A 17,220-nucleotide genomic window follows, 5' to 3' on the forward strand; every position below is an offset into this window, starting at 1 on the left:
CCCCTACCCTGCGCACCGGGGCTTTGCCACTCACGATTATGATAGGGCAGAGCCGGTGTCTCGCGCAGATCTCTTTATGCCCCGCGCCGATATTTTGCGCTTTTGATTGCCGCAGATGCGTGCCACCCTCCGCCGCATGAGCACCGAACTGATCAGCCTCGACGGCACCCCCGCAAGCCCCCTTGCCTTTGGCACCATGCAATTTGGCGGCCGCGCCGATGCTGCCCAGTCGGCCGAAATGTACCAGGCCTGCCGCTCTGCGGGGGTGACCCATTTCGACACCGCCTGGGTCTATACCGAGGGCCGTAGCGAGGCGCTGCTGGGCCAGCTGATCCGGGAAGACCGTGACAGCCTGCTGATCGCCACCAAGGTCGCCTATACCGGCGGCGCAGGCCCTGACAATATCCGGCGCCAGCTCGATCAGTCGCGCGCGCGTCTGGGGCAGGACATGGTCGATATCCTCTACCTGCACCGCTACGACGAAGAGACGGACCTGCGCGAGACCCTTGCCTGTCTCGCCGAGCTGCGCGACGCCGGGCAGATCCGCTATCTGGGGCTGTCGAACTTTGCCGCCTGGCAGGTGATGAAGGCGATCATGATCGGGCAGGAATTCGACCTGCGACCCGCCATCCTGCAACCGATGTATTCGCTGCTGAAGCGTCAGGTCGAGGTGGAGATCCTGCCGATGTGCGCTGATCAGGGCCTGCATGTGGCCCCCTATTCGCCACTGGGCGGCGGGATGCTGACGGGCAAATACAGCAGTGCCCAGCAGGCGGGCCACAGCCGGGGGCGGCTGGACGAGGATCCGCGTTACGCCGAACGCTATGGTCAGCCCTGGATGCAGGAGAGCGCCCGTGCCCTGGCCGATCTTGCCGCCGAACTGGAGGTTGATCCGGCCAGCCTCGCCGTGGCCTGGGCCGCCGCCTATGGGCGCAATGTGACCCCCATAATCTCGGCCCGGTCACTCGCACAGCTGCGCCCCTCGCTGGCGGCGCTGGAGATTGAGGTGACGCCGGACCTCTACGCCCGCATGTCGGCGCTGTCACCGCGTCCGGCGCCCGCAACAGACCGGCTGGAGGAACAGCAATGACAACGGTCGACTATCTGATCATCGGCGGCGGGCTTGCCGGTCTGAGCGCCGCCGCCGCCCTTGCGCCACGGGGGCGTGTTCTGGTGCTGGAGCGGGAAGAAGCGCTTGGCTATCACTCCTCCGGGCGCTCTGCGGCGATGTTTGAGGCCAATTACGGCCCCGCGCCGGTACAGGCGCTGAGCCGGGCCAGTGAGGCCCACCACCGCGCCCATGGCTGTCTCAGCCCGCGCGGGCTGCTGCTGGTCGGGCGCGCCGATCAGGCCGCGCGTTTCGAGGCCGATTGCGCCGAGCTGGATCTGACGCCGATTTCGGTTGCGGCGGCCTGCCAGATGGTGCCGGTGCTTGATCCCGAGCAGGTCAAATTTGCGGCCAGCCATGATGCGGCGCAGGATCTGGATGCGGACCTGTTGTTGCAGGGCTTTGCCAGAGAGCTGCGCGCCCATGGGGGTGACATCCGCACCCGCGCCGCTGTCACCGGTCTGGACCGCAGCACCGCGGGCTGGCAGGTGAGCTGCGGTGACGATCTGATCACCGCCACCACGATTATCAATGCGGCCGGGGCCTGGGCGGATGAGCTGGCGCAGATGGCCGGGATCGCGCCCATCGGATTGCAACCCAAGCGCCGCTCCATGGCGCGGCTGCCCGCGCCCGGTGGCCACGATGTCACCACCTGGCCAATGATCATGGGTGCCGGTGAGAGCTGGTATGCCAAACCCGATGCCAGCAAGCTGCTGGTCTCGCCCGCTGACGCCGATCCGGTGCCGCCGCAGGATGCCTATGCCGATGACATGGTGCTTGCCGAGGGGCTGGCCCGCTATGAGGAGATGGTGACAACCCCGGTCACCCGAGTTGAGCACAACTGGGCCGGCCTGCGCAGTTTTGTAGCCGATGGCGTGCCGGTGCTGGGGCCGGATCCGGCGGTGGCCAGTTTTGTCTGGTGTGCAGGTCAGGGCGGCTATGGCGTGCAGAGCTCCCCCGCCGCCGGGCGGCTGATTGCCGATCTGGTCACCGGGCAGACACCGGATATCGACGCCACGAACGTGGCCGCGCTCAGCCCGGAAAGGCTGCGCTGATGGTTGTGCGCACGGTGCCCGGAGAGGCCTCCGTCACGCTGCCGGATGCAGGGGCAAAACTCTTTGCCCCGTCGGCGGCGCGCAATCTGGAGCCGATCGCGGATCTTCTGGCCCGGATAGCCCCGCAACCCGACAGTGCGGATGGCCCTCGCCCCCGCGCGCTGGAAATTGCCAGCGGCACCGGGCAGCATGTGGTCGGCTTTGCCGGCCGCTGCGCGCATCTGGACTGGCAGCCCAGCGATGTGAACCCGGCACGCCTGACCAGCATCAATGCCTATACCGGTGACAGCGGCTGTCGCAATATCGCGACGGCGATCCAGCTCGATGCCACCGAAGCCCCCTGGCCCGACGGGCTGGGCCGCTTTGATCTGATCGTGCTGTGCAATCTGCTGCATCTGATCAGCACGCCCGAGGCCCAGACCCTGATCCGCGAGGCCGCGCGCCATCTGGCGGCGGGCGGGCACTTCCTGATCTACGGCCCGTTCATGCGCGGCGGTGAGCTGACCAGCGAGGGCGACCGCAGCTTTCACGCCAAGCTGACCGCCCATGACCCGGAGGTCGGTTACAAGGATGATTTCGACGTGATGGACTGGCTGCAAGACAGCGGGCTGGAGATGCGCCAGGTGATCGAGATGCCCGCCAACAATCTGGCGCTGGTGGCGATACGTCAATCGAGGTGAGAGCTGGCACATAGGTGACCGCGTCGGCCCTGCGCCACGCAAGGCACCGGTCAGATATTCAGCTGCATCGTCGACTTGGTGCGGTCCATAGTGACAAAGGTGCGGAACTTCCGAATATTGTCATTCGGAAAAAACAGCCGTTGCGTCAGAGCTTCATATTCCGACATGTCCCCAACGATCACCACAAGGATGAAATCCACTTCGCCGGTAACATAGTAGCATTGCTGGATTTCCGGAGCGTCTTGGAAGCTGCGCTTGATATCGTCGATCCGGCCCGCTGTCTCGGCCCTCAGTTCGACCTCCACAAGAATGGTCAGCGGCAGGCCGACCGTCTTCGGCTCGATCTGGGCGGCCTGGGTCGAAATCACGCCATCCGTCTCCATGCGCCGGATACGCCGCTGGACCGATGCGGTCGACAGATTGACCATCTCGCCGATCTGACGCTGTGGCTTGGTGCAGTCCTGTTGCAGGATCCGCAGGATCGCCAGATCATAGGAATCCAGCCCCTGTGATAAATTTTCTTTTCCCATGCCATATCTGTGCGCAATTTTTGCACGGTAGTCCATGATTCCGAAGCCATATCCCATGTAGAGCGACGTATTTTTGCGCAGGCGCAAAAAAGGATCGTATGATGCTAGACATATTCAGAACCACCAAACCAGATGTCTTTACCACCCAACCAAGGTTGGGGCCGAAGGTACAGGACGCTCTGCCTCGTCGCGGATTTGACGAGGCTGCCCGCGAAATCGGCACCTGGGACGGCTACCAGCCGACCCCGATGCCAAATTTGACCAGCCTTGCGGACAGGCTGGGCATTCAGGCGATCCACTACAAACACGAAGGACCGAGGTTCGGTCTGGGCAGCTTCAAAGCCTTGGGTGGGGCCTATGCTGTTCTGCGCGTGCTTCAGCGCGAGCTGTCAGAGACCACGGGCCGGGCCATCACCGTCGAAGACCTGCACAGCGGCAGTTTCGCAGATCAGATTTCGGAGATCACCGTGATTTCGGCAACCGATGGCAATCACGGCCGGTCGGTGGCCTGGGGCGCGCAGCGGTTTGGGGCGACGTGCCGAATTTACATCCATGCCGAAGTGAGCCCCTTTCGCGCCGAAGCGATGCAGGCGCTGGGAGCCGAGGTTATTCGCGTCGATGGCGACTATGATGCAACGGTTGCGCAGACCCGTATTGATGCCGAGAAACACGGCTGGAAAATTGTGTCGGACACCTCTTGGCCCGGTTATAGGCAGCCACCGCTGGATGTCATGGCCGGCTACGGTGTGATGGCGCGGGAAATCGTGAGAGACCTGCCTGAACCGCCAACCCATGTGTTCCTTCAGGGCGGCGTTGGCGGGCTGGCTGCATCGGTGATTGCGGTTTTCCATCAGGAATGGGGCAATGCCGCTCCACGCAGCATCATTGTCGAGCCGGAACTGGCGCCCTGTCTGTTTGCCAGCGGCAAGGCCAATGCGGCGACCGCTGTTGCGATCACCTCGGAAACGCTGATGGCAGGATTGTCCTGCGGCGAGCCTTCGCAGATTGCCTGGGAGGTTCTGGGCGAGTCCGTCGATAGTTTCATGACCATTCCCGAAAGCCTGGTCGCCCCAGCCGTCCGGCTGCTCGCAGGTGGAGCATGTGGCGATCCCGGCATCGACGTCGGCGAAAGCGCGGTTGCCGGTCTTATCGGGTTGATGTGCGGAGCGCTGGACCACGACCTGCGTGATGAGCTGAAGCTGGATGCTGCGTCACGTGTTGTGATCATCGGCTCCGAAGGAGTCACCGATCCAACTGTGGTCAAGGCGATCATGGAGGGACGTATCTGACGGGGTTTGTCAGCCCTGTCAGGATCGCGCTGTTGGGTCCGGTACACATGAAAAAAGCCCCGGCACAATGGCCGGGGCTTTCTCATCTCTTCCGTCAGACCTTAGCCATTCATGCGGATGGTTTCGTTCTTTGGATCGTAGGGGCTGTCGCAGGTGACAACCGCATCCCACAGCTTGTCCTGGATCTTCACCTTCAGCTTGGTGCCTTCCACCGCGTGCTCAGGCTTTACGTAGCCCATGCCGATGGATTTCTCGAATGCCACCGAGTAGCCGCCGGAGGTCAGGCGGCCTACACGGGTGCCGTCCTCGGCATAAAGCGCCTCGCGGCCCCAGGGATCGGCATCTTCCGGCCCGTCGATCAGCAGGGTGCAGCATTTGACGCGGACGCCGGTCTCAACCAGCTTGTCCTTGCCGTGGAAGTCCTTCTCCAGATCGACAAAGCGCGGCAGGTCGGCTTCCAGCGGGGTCGCGTCGCGGCCCAGTTCGTTGCCGAAGGCGCGGTAGGATTTCTCCTGGCGCAGCCAGTTCTGGGCGCGGGCACCGACCAGCTTCATGCCGTGCTTCTCGCCCGCTTTCTCCAGCAGGTCGAACAGGTAGTTCTGCATCTCGATCGGGTGATGCAGTTCCCAGCCCAGCTCACCGGTGTAGGCCACGCGGATCGCGTTCACCGGACACATGCCCAGTTCGATCTGACGGGCCGACAGCCAGGGGAAGCGCTTGTTGGAGAGTGCGGTTTCCGGATCGGCGTCGACGATCACCTCTTTCAGCACATCGCGCGACTTGGGGCCTGCGATGGCGAAGACGCCCCACTGGGTGGTCACATCCTGGATCTCGATGTAGCCGAACTCCTCCATCTTGTCCTCAGCCGCCTTACGCAGGAAGTCGGCGTCATACTCAGACCAGGCACCGGCGGAGACCAGGTAGTAGTTGTTCTCGCCGTTGCGCACGATGGTGTATTCGGTGCGGGTGGTGCCGAAAGCTGTCAGCGCATAGGTCAGGTTGATGCGCCCGATCTTCGGCAGCTTGTTGCAGGTGAACCAGTCCAGGAACTGGGTCGCACCGGGGCCTTTGACGACATGCTTGGTAAAGGCGGTTGCATCCACCAGACCAACGCCTTCGCGGATGGCCTTGGCTTCGTCCACAGCGTGCTGCCACCATTTGCCACGACGGAAAGAGCGGCTTTCCTCGTCGAAATTGTCGGGTGCATCCAGCGGGCCGAAGTAGTTCGGGCGTTCCCAGCCGTTGACCCAGCCGAACTGTGCGCCGCGCGCTTTCTGGCGCTCATATGCGGGCGCGGTGCGCAGCGGGCGGGCTGCCGGGCGCTCTTCATCCGGGTGATGCAGGATGTAGACGTGCTCATAGCACTCTTCGTTCTTGCGCGCGGCGAACTCGGTGGTCATCCAGTTGGAGGAGTAGCGTTTCGGGTCGAGCGACGCCATGTCGATCTCGGCTTCGCCATCGACCATCATCTGCGCCAGGTAGTAGCCGGTGCCGCCTGCGGCGGTGATGCCGAAGGAGAAGCCTTCTGCCAGCCACATGTTGCGCAGGCCCGGTGCCGGACCAACCAGCGGGTTGCCGTCGGGGGTGTAGCAGATCGGGCCGTTGAAATCGTCCTTCAGGCCGCTCTCGGCGCAGGAGGGCACGCGTTCCGCCATCGCCATATACTGGTCGGCAATCCGGTCCAGATCCAGCGGGAACAGGTCGGCGCGGAAGCTGTCGGGCACGCCATGCTCAAAGCGCGCGGGCGCGCCGTGCTCATAGATGCCGAGGATCCAGCCGCCGCGCTCTTCGCGGGCGTAGGATTCATTGTCGGCGTCGCGGATCACCGGGTGCTCCGGGTTGCCGGCTTCGCGCCATTTGACCAGCTCGGGGTCCTTGTCCATGACGATGAAGGTGTGCTCGACCGGGATCGCAGGCATCTTGATGCCCAGCATCTTGGCGGTGCGCTGCGCGTGGTTGCCGGAGGCAGTCACGACATGCTCGGCGGTGATCACCACCTGCTCGTCGCTCTCCACCAGGTTGCCGCCTTTTTCGATCATCTTGGTGCAGGTGACTTCCCAGTGGGTGCCGGTCCAGTGGAAGGCATCGGCCTGCAGCTTGCGGTGGATCTCAACGCCGCGCTGACGGGCGCCCTTGGCCATCGCCTGGGTCACGTCTGCCGGGTTAATGTAGCCGTCTTCGGTGTGGTAGATCGCGCCTTTCAGGTCACCGGTCTCGATCAGCGGCCAGCGCTCCTTGATCTGATCCGGGGTCAGCCACTCATAGGCCACGTCACAGGTCTCTGCGGTAGAGGCATAGAGCATGTATTCGTCCATGCGCTCCTGGGTCTGCGCCATGCGCAGGTTGCCCACCACGGCGAAACCTGCGTTCAGGCCGGTTTCCTCTTCCAGGGTCTTGTAGAAATCGACCGAGTACTTGTGGATGTGGGTGGTCGCATAGGACATGTTGAACAGCGGCAGCAGGCCGGCTGCGTGCCAGGTCGAGCCGGAGGTCAGCTCATCCCGCTCGATCAGCATGACATCGTCCCAGCCTGCCTTGGCGAGGTGATAGGCAATGGATGTCCCGACGGCACCACCGCCGACGACCAATGCTTTGACTTGGGTTTTCATGGGCCCGCTCTCCGGAAAATGATGACTCGTTTGCAGGGAGTTATGCCCCGCCTGCAAATTCCGCGCCAAATCCATCCGACCCAAAACATAACAAAACCGACCTAGCATCGCCCTGAATGCAGGTTTCTGCCCACCCCCTGTCGGTTTTCGCGGTCATGGCCGCGATTTGCCTCTTTGGGTTTGCACAGGCCGCGATGCGCATGGATATGGTCCGGTCGGGGCATATTGCCCTGCCGGAGTGTCCTTTTCTTGTTCTCTGCTGCGACTGTTTGGTCGGTGGTGATATCCGGCCAGAACAAAGAGCAATAACAAGTGGCGGCGCCGCCAGAAGCGGAGGCGGGACGGAGCACTCTGCCCCGCACGCAAAACGTCGTCTGTGCGTGCCCATGCCAATGGGCCCTGTTCCATGGTGCCGGGGGTGTCAGGCCCGGCGGTGATCGCGATCAGCTCAGATCCTGCCATTGCGCCATTGAGCAAAGGTAAGCCGACCGTGCGGCGGCTTCGCAACGGGCCAACTTCTGCTCCTGCGAGGGCAGCGCCGTGAGTATTTCAGGAAAGGTGACAGAGCGAGGTCCATCCCGTCACCTTTCTCCAAATACTCAAATTCCGCCGTCAGCCCGGCGCGGTGGCGGCGGCGGGCAGTCCTCAGATCTCCAGTATCTTGCCGGGATTGAGGATATTTTCCGGGTCCAGCGCCGCCTTGATCGCTGCCATATAGCGGGTGGTCTCGCCGAGTTCCTGCGTCAGATAGGGGCGTTTGCCCTGCCCGATGCCATGTTCGCCGGTGCAGGTACCCTCCATCGAGATCGCCAGCTCATTGAGCCAGCCCACATAGGCATCGGCTTTTTCGCGTTCTTCTGCGCTGTCCATATCTATCAGCAACAGCGCGTGGAAATTGCCGTCGCCGACATGGCCCACCATCGGTGCCAGAAGCCCCATCTCCTCAGCCTTTGAGCGCGCGGCGCTGACACATTCCGCCAGTTTCGAGATTGGCACGCAGACATCGGTGGAGATCCCCTTGGCACCGGGGCGCAGCTGCAGGCAGGCCCAGTACATATCGTGGCGCGCCTGCCAGAGCTTGCTGCGGTCCTCCGCCGTTGAGGTGGCCGCGATGTCAAAGCCGCCGTACTCCTCGGCGATGGTGGCAAACATGTCGCTCTGCTCAACCACACCGGCCTCGGAGCCGTGGAATTCCAGCAACAGCAGCGGCATTTCCGGCAGGTCGAGGCCGGAATAGGCATTGGCCGCCTGCACGCTGAGCGCATCCAGCAGTTCGATGCGGGCGACGGGAATGCCGTATTGGATGGTCATCATCACCGCACGACAGGCATCATCGACGCTGCGAAAGGCGCAGCGGGCCGAGCGGATCGCCTCCGGGATGCCCTGCAGACGCAGGGTGAGTTCGGTGATCAGACCCAGCGTGCCTTCGGAGCCAACCAGAAGCCGTGTCATGTCATAGCCGGCCGAGGATTTCCTGGCGCGCTGAGCGGTGCGGATCACCCCGCCGTCGGCCATCACCGCCTCAAGCGCCAGCACATTGTCCTTCATGGTGCCATAGCGCACTGCGTTGGTGCCCGAGGCGCGCGTTGCGGCCATACCGCCGAGCGAGGCATTGGCGCCGGGATCAATGGGAAAGAACAGGCCCTGATCGCGCAGATAGGTGTTGAGCTGTTCGCGGGTGACGCCGGGCTGCACCACCACATCCAGATCCTCGGCATGGACGGCAAGGATCTGATCCATCCGCATCATGTCGATGCAGATGCCCCCGGCGGGGGCGTTTACGTGCCCCTCAAGCGAGGTGCCGGTGCCATAGGGGATAACCGGTACGCCGTGGTCCGCGCAGATCTTTACGATCTCGGCCACATCGGCGGTGGAGGTGGGAAAGACGACCGCATCCGGCGCCTGATTGCTGATCCAGGTGGTGGTGTGGCCGTGCTGTTCGCGGATCGCCTGCCCGGTCTGCAGCTGTGTGCCAAAGCGCGCCTTCAACGCGTCAATGACGGCGGCAATCCCGGCGTCGTTGCGCGGCAGTCTTGTGGCTTGCACCATGGTTCAGTCTCCCCCCGTTCAGCGGCCGGGGCTGACGCCCGGACCTGTCACCTGTCAACCTAAGGTCGGCGCGCGGGCCCGGACAATACCCAGAACAGGGTAGGTGCGGGATTATCCGCAAAAGACAACGCCCGCCCCGGTGTCCGGAGCGGGCGCGCAGTGTGCGGCCCTGAGCTGAGGCCCGGAGAGCCGATCAGCCCCCCAGCGCGATGCCTTCGCGGCGCGGATCTGCGCCGCCTTTCAGCCCGTCACCGATCTCGATGGCATGCAGGCCGGAGGTCAGATCGCGGGCGTTGACCTCAAACCCCATATCCATCAGCGGCTGGGCCATCTCCTCGGCGCTGGTGCCGGCCTCGACATCATAGGTGCCAAAGCGGTTCACCGCATGGGGCAGTGCCACGGCCTGCTGCACATCCATGCCCCAATCCGCCCAGGCGACGATGGTCTTGGCGACATAGCCGATGATGCGGCTGCCGCCGGGGGAGCCGATGGCCAGAGCGGGCTTGCCGTCCTTCAGCACGATGGTGGGCGCCATCGAGGAGCGTGGGCGTTTGCCCGGCTCCAGCCGGTTGGCAATCGGCACGCCGTCGCTGTGGGTGCGGAAGGAAAAATCGGTGAGCTCGTTATTCAGCAGGAACCCAGCCGCCATCAGCCGCGAGCCAAAGCCGTTTTCAATGGTCGTGGTCATCGACAGAACGTTGCCATACTGGTCGACGATGGAGATATGGGAGGTCGAGGGCAGCTCAATCGACTCATCATCGGCCAGCAGCAGCGCGTGATCGAACTCCGGCGCGCCTGCGTTCACCGCCGGCAGGGCGGCATCGCCCTCAAGCAGGGTTGCGCGGGTCGCGAGGTAATCCGGCGCCACCAGACCCTGCGTGGGCACCGGCACGTAATCGCTGTCGGCCATGTAGCGGCCGCGGTCGGCAAAGGCGAGGCGCGAGGCATCGCCGATCAGGCGCCAGGACTGCGGGTTATCGGCGCCCAGTTCCGCCAGATCATAGTTGCCCAACATGCCGAGGATCTGCCCGACGGTCAGCGCCCCGGATGACGGCGGCCCCATGCCGCAGGCTTCGAACGCGCGGTAGGTGACGCAGACGGCGGGCCGCTCCTTTACCTGATAGAGTGCCAGATCCATCGCCGACAGCACGCCGGGGTTGCCCTCGGCGTTGCGCATCGCATTGGTGATCGCCTCGGCCACCGGGCCGGTGTAGAAACCGCGCGCGCCCTCATCCGCGAGGCGGCGCAGGGTATCGGCATAGGCCGGGTTCTTCAGCGTGCTGCCCACCGCCAGCGGCGTGCCGCCGGGCAGGAAGTAATCGGCGGTATCCGACCAGCGCGACAGCCGGTCGGCGTCATTTTCGATCAGGCCGGCCAGCCGGGGGGAGACGGCAAAGCCCTCTTCGGCCAGATCAATCGCGGCGGTGAACAGGCCCGGCCAGGCGGCACGGCCCCAGCGACGATGCGCCGCCTCCAGCAAGGCAGGCGTGCCCGGTGTGCCCACGGACCGGCCCCCGACCACGGCATCGTAGAATTTCAGCGGCTCGCCCGCGTCGTCCTGAAACAGGGTCGGCGTCGCTGCCAGTGGCGCGGTTTCGCGCCCGTCCAATGTCGTGACCTCGCCGCTGGCGGCATCATACCAGACCAGGAACGCGCCACCGCCCAGACCGGAGGATTGCGGCTCAACCAGCCCCAGCACTGTCTGCACCGCAACCATGGCATCGGCAGCGGTGCCGCCTGCGCGCAGCACCTCGGCACCGGCAGCCACCGCATGGGGGTTGGCAGCGGCAATCATCCAGTTCTCGGACTCGACCGGGGTGCCTGCGGATTTGGCCTCAAGGGCGGCGGCGACATCGGCGCTGATGGCCGCAAAGCCGGCATCGGCGGTTTCTGCCGCGCCCTCTGGCGCCACGGCATCCGCCGCTTCCTGCGCCATAAGCGGCAGGGCAGCGCCCAACGTCGTGATCCAAACCCCTGCAATCAGTGTTCGTTTCATCGTCCCTCTCCTCTCGTCTGTGGTGATCTTCTGCGCATGCTGGCATTTCACAGAGCAACCCGGCAATGCTGAGATACCGCCATCGGCGCACAGATGCCTGTGCGTCCGCGACATATTGACATAGGGATGATGTTCCGAATCGAAACGATAAACCGGAACACTATTCCAATAGTTGAACTTCATTGAGAACCCTGATCCACCCCTATCGTTGCAGGTGGACATATTTCCTTCCTGAGATCCCTACAGCATGGAGGGGACAACCTGATCTGGTGGTCGATGGCCGTCCTCGAATGTCTTGATATTCAGCAGAACTTTCTCGCCCATCTCCAGACGTCCCTCAAGCGTGGCGGAGCCCATATGCGGCAGCAGCACGACGTTTTCCAACTCGCGCAATCGCGGGTTGATGTCAGTGCCATGTTCATAGACGTCGAGACCGGCGCCGGCGATTTCACCGGAGCGCAACATACGGGTCAGCGCGTGTTCGTCGATCACTTCCCCGCGCGAGGTGTTCACGATCACCGCATCAGGCTTCATCAGTTTCAGCCGCCGTGCGTTCATCAGATGAAAGGTCGAGGGCGTCGAGGGGCAGTTGATCGACAGCACGTCCATGCGGGCCACCATCTGATCGAGGCTCTCCCAATAGGTGGCTTCAAAGCGCTCTTCGATCTCCGGGCGCAGGCGTCGGCGGTTGTGGTAATGGACCTGCATACCAAAGGCCGCGGCCCGTTTGGCCACCGCCTGCCCGATGCTGCCCATGCCCAGAATGCCCAGACGCCGCCCGGCCAGCCGCCCGCCGAGCAGGGCTGTGGGCGACCAGCCCTGCCAGTCGCCTTTCTGCATGATCGCAAGCCCTTCGGGGATTCGGCGGGTCACCGCCATGATCAGCGCCATTGCCATATCGGCGGTATCATCGGTCAGCACGCCGGGCGTGTTGGACACCAGAACTCCCCGCTGGCGCGCAGTGGCCACATCAATGTGATCGACCCCCGCGCCATAGTTGGCGATCAGTTTCAGACGCTCACCGGCCTGCGCCAGCAAGGCGGCATCTATGGTGTCGGTCACGGTTGGAACCAGCACATCGGCGTCCTTCATCGCGGTGGCCAGCTCGGCGCGGGTCATCGGCGTGTCGTCCTCGCGCAGACGCACATCGAACAATTCGCTCAACCGGGTTTCGACCGGCTCCGGCAACCGTCGCGTAACGACAACACTCAGACGTTCTCTTGCCACTGCTGCTCTCCCTCGGCTTTGCAATCTCTCTGGCCTCATGGCATCGTGGCGCAGGACGCGGGCAGGCACAAGAACCCATCCCGCCCTCCGGCCTCTCTGACGCGGCTTTCTTTTTCCAGATGATCGGCACCCGGACATCAGATCAGGGGCAGGTCGGCAAAAAAACGCAGCGCTTTTGGATTGGTCAGGCAGGTAACAGGCAGCGACAATAAGAAGCGAGCAGGCAGTGAAAATTTCGGCATCATATCTGCGGTCCCGGCTGGCCGTGGTCGGCATGATCCTGATTGGCGTGACCGGTGCGGTGGCCCCTGCCCCCGGCCATGCCCGTGACGAACGCGGGCCGGTGACCAACCTGCCCCTGCCCCGGTTCGTGTCGATGAAGGCTGCCGAGGGCAACGTGCGCCGGGGTCCGTCGCTGACGCATAAGATCGACTGGGTGTTCAAGCGGCGCGGGATGCCGCTGGAGATCACCGCCGAATACGGGCACTGGCGCCGCGTGCGTGATCGCGACGGAGCCGGCGGCTGGGTTCATTATGCGCTGCTGTCAGGGTCACGCACCGTGCTGATCGAAGAGGACATGCTGACGGTCCATGCCCGCCCGGACCCCAACGCCCCTGTGACCGCCGCCTTTGAGCTGGGCGTGGTGGCGCGGCTGGGCAAATGCGACATCAGCTGGTGTTCAATCTCTGCCGGTGGCTATCGCGGCTGGGCGCCCAAGGAAAAGCTGTGGGGGGTGGCCCCGGATGAGCTGCGCGACTGAGCCATCAGCCCGTCAGTCGCGGCGGTCGGCGGGGCGGATCGCAAGGCTGGTGCCGCCCAGTTCGCGAAAGCTCTTCTGACGGCAGGAAAACACCAGAATTTGCAGATCATTGGCCTGTAGCGTCAGCGCGTCAAACAGCGCCTCGATGCGGGCATCGTCGGTATAGGCCAGCGCATCATCCAGAATGACCGGGATGCCGCGCCCGGATTTCGCCAGGAGCCGGGCAAAGGCCAGCCGCACCATCAGCGCCAATTGTTCCTGTGTGCCACCGGAGAGCTGGGTCAGCTGCTCCTCTGTGGCGCCGCGCGCCAGCTGGCTGGGCAGCACGCTGTCGGCATCAACCTGCACCTGTGCCTCCGGCCAGAGCCTACGCAGCAGCGGCGTCAGCTCGGCCATCAACGGCCCCAGATATTGCGCCTGCGCGCCTGCCTGCGCGGCTTCCAGCGCCTGATCCAGACGGCGCAGGGTGGCCACTTCGAAATGCAGCGCCGCCAGCGTGGTTTCGGCAACCGCCAGCTGATCGGTGACCTCGGCCAGTTCTTCCTCCACCGCGTGGCTGGCATGGGCGCTGACACGCGCGTCCAGAACCGCCAGATCGCGCGCCAGCGCCTGCAGGCGAGCCTGCGCCGTCTCGACCACCGAACGGGCACGCTGGCAGGCCGCCTGAGCCTGTTCCAGATCCGGGGCCTCGGCGGTCAGGCGGGCCTCTTCGGCGCGGGCCTCGGCCACGGCCTGCTCCAGCGCGGGCAGCCCGGAGCGGAGGGTTGCCAGCTCTGCCGTGGCCGCCTCGGCATCTCCCAGCGCCACGGTGGCGCGGGCCAGCTCGGCCTCGGCAGCCTCGGCATGGGCCAGCGCGCCATGGGCCTCTTTCTGAGCGGCGGCCTCCTCGGTGCGGCGCTGTGCAAGTGTGGCATCTGCGGCCAGTTCGCCAGCCTCGGCCCCGGCCTGCGCCGCGTCCAGGTCGGCCCGGTCCGGCTCGGCCTCGCCCTCCGCATCGGCCTGCCCATCCGACCCAACCGGCAAGGCTGCGATCGCCGCGACCAGCGCTTCGCGCCCCTCCGGCGCGAGCGCCCGCTGGGTGGCCTCGCCCTCTTTCAGGTGGGCCGTTGCGGCATTGCGGGCATGATGCGCCCTGCGGGCCTGTTCCAGCGTTTCGAAACCCTGGTCGGCCAGAGCCCGCGCCAGGGCGGTTTCGGCCTCGGACAATGCGCCACTATCGCTGCCGCGCGCGGGATGCAGGGTCACGGTGGCAAGGCCCGGTATCTCCAGCCTGCCGCCATCGGGCAGGGCCACCTCTGCCCCCTCGTGCAGCGGTTCACCGTCAAGGCTCAGCCGCGCCTCGGCGCCGGGCAGATAGGCAACGCTGAGTGCGGCAGCGGAGGCGGCGCGGGCGTGGCGGGCCAGAGCAACCGACTGTGCCAGATCTTCCAGCCGGGCCATCGCCGCGGCTGTGACAGCCTCCTTGGCCAGCTGGCGATCGCCCACCAGATCTGCCTCTAGCGCATCGAACTGGGCCAGACGCTCGGTCAGCTCGGCACGGCGCAATTGAGCCTGCTGCGCAGCCTCGGCGCGCAGGGCGGTGGCGATGGATTTGCGGATCGCGGCAACGGCATCGCGCGCCTTGGCGGCGGCGAGTTCGGCGGATTTCAACTGTGCGGCGGCCTGTTCGGCGGTGCGGGCGGAGTCCTCCCGCCGCTCCGTTGCCTGCGCAAGCGCCTTGCTGGCGCGGGCATGATCCGCGAGGCGCGCCGTCTGGGTTTCGATCCGCGCCGCCTGCCCGTCGCGGCGCGACAGCGCCAGATCAAGCGCGCGGCGAGCCTGTTCGCATTGCTCTCGGTGCCGCTTGGCGGCGACCAGCGCGGCTTCGGCAGCTTTCAACCGGGACTGGCGGGCTGCGGTCTCCTGTGGTGCGGAGAGATCGGCCTGTTCGCGGCGCAGCAGCTGGCGCTGGTCCAGCAGCTGGCGCAGATCCGCGACCTGCCCTGCCAGAGTGTCGCGCTGTTCAGCCAACGCCGCCACGCGGGCCTCGGCCTCGGCCAGCGGGCCGCCCTTGCGGGCACCGCGACTGGTCACCAGCCGGTCCAGATCGGCGCGCAGGCGGCGGCGCAGGCTCTCCATCTGCTGACCGCCGGTCACCGCCTCGACCTCGCCGCTGAGCGAAGACATCAGATCGCGTCGCGCCTCCAGCGTGTCCTTGGCATCGGCAAAATCGGTCAGCCCCTGTCGCAGCCAGAGCATCCCCACCGGGCCGTCCTTTGGCGGTGCAATGAGGTCGCGCAGCCAGGCCTCGGCGGCATCGGCCTGATACAGCAGCGCGCCCTCCCGCCAGATCCGCGCGGTGCCCTTGCCGGAGGCTTTGGTAAAGGTCTTGGCGATGCGGTAGTGGCTGCCCTGATGGGTCAGCTCGACCTCCACCTCCGGGTCGCCGCCGGCATAGGGGGCCAGCGCGCGCACGTCCTTGTCCCAGGATTTCGCGTCCTTGAAAAACAGCGCCTGAAGCGCGTCGAAGATGGTGGATTTGCCCTGCTCATTAGGCGCGCTCAGCAGGTTGAGACCGGGGCCGATGCCGGTGATTTCAACCGGATCGACAAAGCGGCGCACATTGGTCAGGCGAACGGCCGTCAGCTTCATTCCGCGCCCTCCTGCACCGCCGCATAAAGCCGGTTCAGCGCCGCTGCGGCCACGTCGCGGTCGTCCTGCGCCAGCGCGCTGTTCCGGCTTTCCGCCATCAGGGTTTCGGCGGCGACCCGCAGCGCGCCGGCGGTGGCGATCTGGTCCAGATCCTCGGCCCGGTGTTCGATCCGCAGCGCCTCCTCGTCGAGGCTGAGATGGCAGAAGGCCGGGGCCTGCTCGACCACGAAACGCCGCAGCTGCATATGCTGATCGGCGGTGACCCAGCCCCGCGCGCGCAGGCGGATCAGACAGTCGGGCCAGTCCGGCGGGTCGGCGGGCAGCGCGGCCCTGATCAGGGCGGTGATATCCTGCCCCGGAGCCAGGTCCAGCGCCAGCTCCTGCCAGTGGTACTGGCCGATCTCGATCTGGCGCAGCTGTGGTGGCTGACCCGGCCCCGGCAGATCCACCAGCAGGCAGCTGCCGCGGCCCGGATGTTTGAAGCGGTCCCGTTCCGGCGTGCCGGGATAGCGGCTATGGGCATTGAGGGTAAAATCGCCATGCCAGTCGCCAAGCGCCAGATAATCCAGCCGCGCGCTGCTGGCGCGGGTGGTGGCGATGGTCTCGGCACCGTTCTGGTCGCGGTCGAAATCGAGCACTGCGCCATGGGCCAGCCCGATGCGCAGGTGGCCCTCGGGCGTCTCGGCGCTCTCCATCCAGATGGTGCGATCCTGACCGGCAAAACGATGCTGACAGGGGGCGGGCAACAGCGTGGCACCGGGAGCCATCTCGACCGGGTCGGGCTGCATCAGCAGATGGACATTGTCCGGCGCATGGCGCGCCATCTCCGCCCAGAGCGGCTCGGCCGCGCCGCTGTCGTGATTGCCGGGGATGATCCACCACTGCACCGGCTCGGCGGCGGCCATTGCGGCCAGCGCCTGCCGGATCACCCGCGCTGAGGGGGTTTCGGTGTCAAAGAGATCCCCCGCAATCAGCACATGTTCCGCGCCCTGCTCTGCCGCCGTCTGCGCCAGCCGAGGCAGGATCCCCTGCCGGGCCTGTTGCAGCGCGGCGCGGGTTTCCTCGTCGAACTGGCCAAAGCGTTTGCCCAGGTGCAGATCGGAGGTGTGCAGCAGGCGTAGGCTGGTCATGCGGAATGGGTCCTCTGGTGGTGGGCTTCACAGGTGAGTGACGTGCAGAAGTGACAGAGCCGCGCCGGGGCGTCAACGCGGGTCTGCACGGCGGGCTCAGGGCAGGTGTCGGGCGGTCGGCAGGCTGGCGGCGGGCAGCCACGCGGCGGGCAGAAG

At 65.3% G+C, this 17,220-nt stretch carries 12 protein-coding genes; 5 read left to right on the forward strand and 7 right to left on the reverse strand.

Annotated elements, in window-relative coordinates; translation table 11 throughout:
* Nucleotides 1–136 precede the first annotated feature (136 nt).
* The 3 genes from VWZ85_RS07315 to VWZ85_RS07325 are packed head-to-tail and all read left to right on the forward strand — an operon-like array spanning nt 137 to nt 2,843.
* On the forward strand, nt 137–1,090 hold the full coding sequence (locus tag VWZ85_RS07315) for an aldo/keto reductase (protein WP_416587581.1): 954 nt from the start codon (nt 137–139) through the stop codon (nt 1,088–1,090).
* Nucleotides 1,087–2,163: an NAD(P)/FAD-dependent oxidoreductase gene (locus VWZ85_RS07320; RefSeq protein ID WP_416587582.1), complete on the forward strand. Its 1,077-nt coding sequence runs from the start codon at nt 1,087–1,089 to the stop codon at nt 2,161–2,163. The genes VWZ85_RS07315 and VWZ85_RS07320 overlap by 4 nt, the downstream gene beginning before the upstream one ends.
* On the forward strand, nt 2,163–2,843 hold the full coding sequence (locus VWZ85_RS07325) for a DUF938 domain-containing protein (protein WP_416587584.1): 681 nt from the start codon (nt 2,163–2,165) through the stop codon (nt 2,841–2,843). Before VWZ85_RS07320 ends, VWZ85_RS07325 begins: the two co-directional genes overlap by 1 nt.
* Before the next feature lie 50 nt (nt 2,844–2,893).
* Here VWZ85_RS07325 and VWZ85_RS07330 read toward each other — a convergent pair whose 3' ends face one another.
* Nucleotides 2,894–3,373 (reverse strand): Lrp/AsnC family transcriptional regulator, encoded by a 480-nt coding sequence (locus VWZ85_RS07330; protein WP_416587586.1) that lies wholly within the window; start codon nt 3,371–3,373, stop codon nt 2,894–2,896.
* Nucleotides 3,374–3,474: 101 nt separating this feature from the next.
* On the opposite strand from VWZ85_RS07330, the gene VWZ85_RS07335 reads away from it, so the two are divergent.
* Complete coding sequence (locus tag VWZ85_RS07335; RefSeq protein WP_416587588.1) at nt 3,475–4,662, forward strand: diaminopropionate ammonia-lyase; 1,188 nt, start codon at nt 3,475–3,477, stop codon at nt 4,660–4,662.
* A gap of 101 nt (nt 4,663–4,763) precedes the next feature.
* On the opposite strand, the gene VWZ85_RS07340 is transcribed toward VWZ85_RS07335, so the two are convergent.
* The 4 genes from VWZ85_RS07340 to VWZ85_RS07355 all read right to left on the reverse strand — a co-directional run bounded on the left by VWZ85_RS07340 (nt 4,764) and on the right by VWZ85_RS07355 (nt 12,543).
* Nucleotides 4,764–7,271, reverse strand: coding sequence for a GcvT family protein (locus VWZ85_RS07340; RefSeq protein WP_416536572.1), 2,508 nt, complete (start codon nt 7,269–7,271; stop codon nt 4,764–4,766).
* 645 nt (nt 7,272–7,916) lie between these two features.
* Nucleotides 7,917–9,320: an FAD-binding oxidoreductase gene (locus tag VWZ85_RS07345; RefSeq protein ID WP_416587589.1), complete on the reverse strand. Its 1,404-nt coding sequence runs from the start codon at nt 9,318–9,320 to the stop codon at nt 7,917–7,919.
* Nucleotides 9,321–9,513: 193 nt separating this feature from the next.
* Entirely contained in the window at nt 9,514–11,316 is a 1,803-nt protein-coding gene (ggt, locus tag VWZ85_RS07350) for a gamma-glutamyltransferase (RefSeq protein WP_416587591.1), read from the reverse strand.
* A 240-nt stretch (nt 11,317–11,556) separates the two neighbouring features.
* Entirely contained in the window at nt 11,557–12,543 is a 987-nt protein-coding gene (locus tag VWZ85_RS07355) for a 2-hydroxyacid dehydrogenase (RefSeq protein WP_340547475.1), read from the reverse strand.
* Between the two features lie 274 nt (nt 12,544–12,817).
* On the opposite strand from VWZ85_RS07355, the gene VWZ85_RS07360 reads away from it, so the two are divergent.
* Nucleotides 12,818–13,303 carry an SH3 domain-containing protein gene (locus tag VWZ85_RS07360; protein ID WP_340547537.1) on the forward strand — a complete coding sequence of 162 codons (486 nt, stop codon included), beginning with the start codon at nt 12,818–12,820 and terminating at the stop codon, nt 13,301–13,303.
* 12 nt (nt 13,304–13,315) lie between these two features.
* Here the strand turns inward: VWZ85_RS07360 and VWZ85_RS07365 are convergent, their stop codons facing one another.
* Together VWZ85_RS07365 and VWZ85_RS07370 are read right to left on the reverse strand one after the other, a co-directional pair.
* Entirely contained in the window at nt 13,316–15,934 is a 2,619-nt protein-coding gene (locus VWZ85_RS07365) for an AAA family ATPase (RefSeq protein ID WP_416587593.1), read from the reverse strand.
* A complete protein-coding gene (locus VWZ85_RS07370; protein WP_416537554.1) occupies nt 15,931–17,064 on the reverse strand; it encodes a metallophosphoesterase family protein in 1,134 nt (377 codons plus the stop codon). The genes VWZ85_RS07365 and VWZ85_RS07370 overlap by 4 nt, the downstream gene beginning before the upstream one ends.
* Nucleotides 17,065–17,220 lie beyond the last annotated feature (156 nt).

The organism is Phaeobacter sp. JH20_29 (assembly GCF_048056175.1).
GTDB classification, from domain to species: Bacteria; Pseudomonadota; Alphaproteobacteria; order Rhodobacterales; family Rhodobacteraceae; genus Phaeobacter; species Phaeobacter bryozoorum.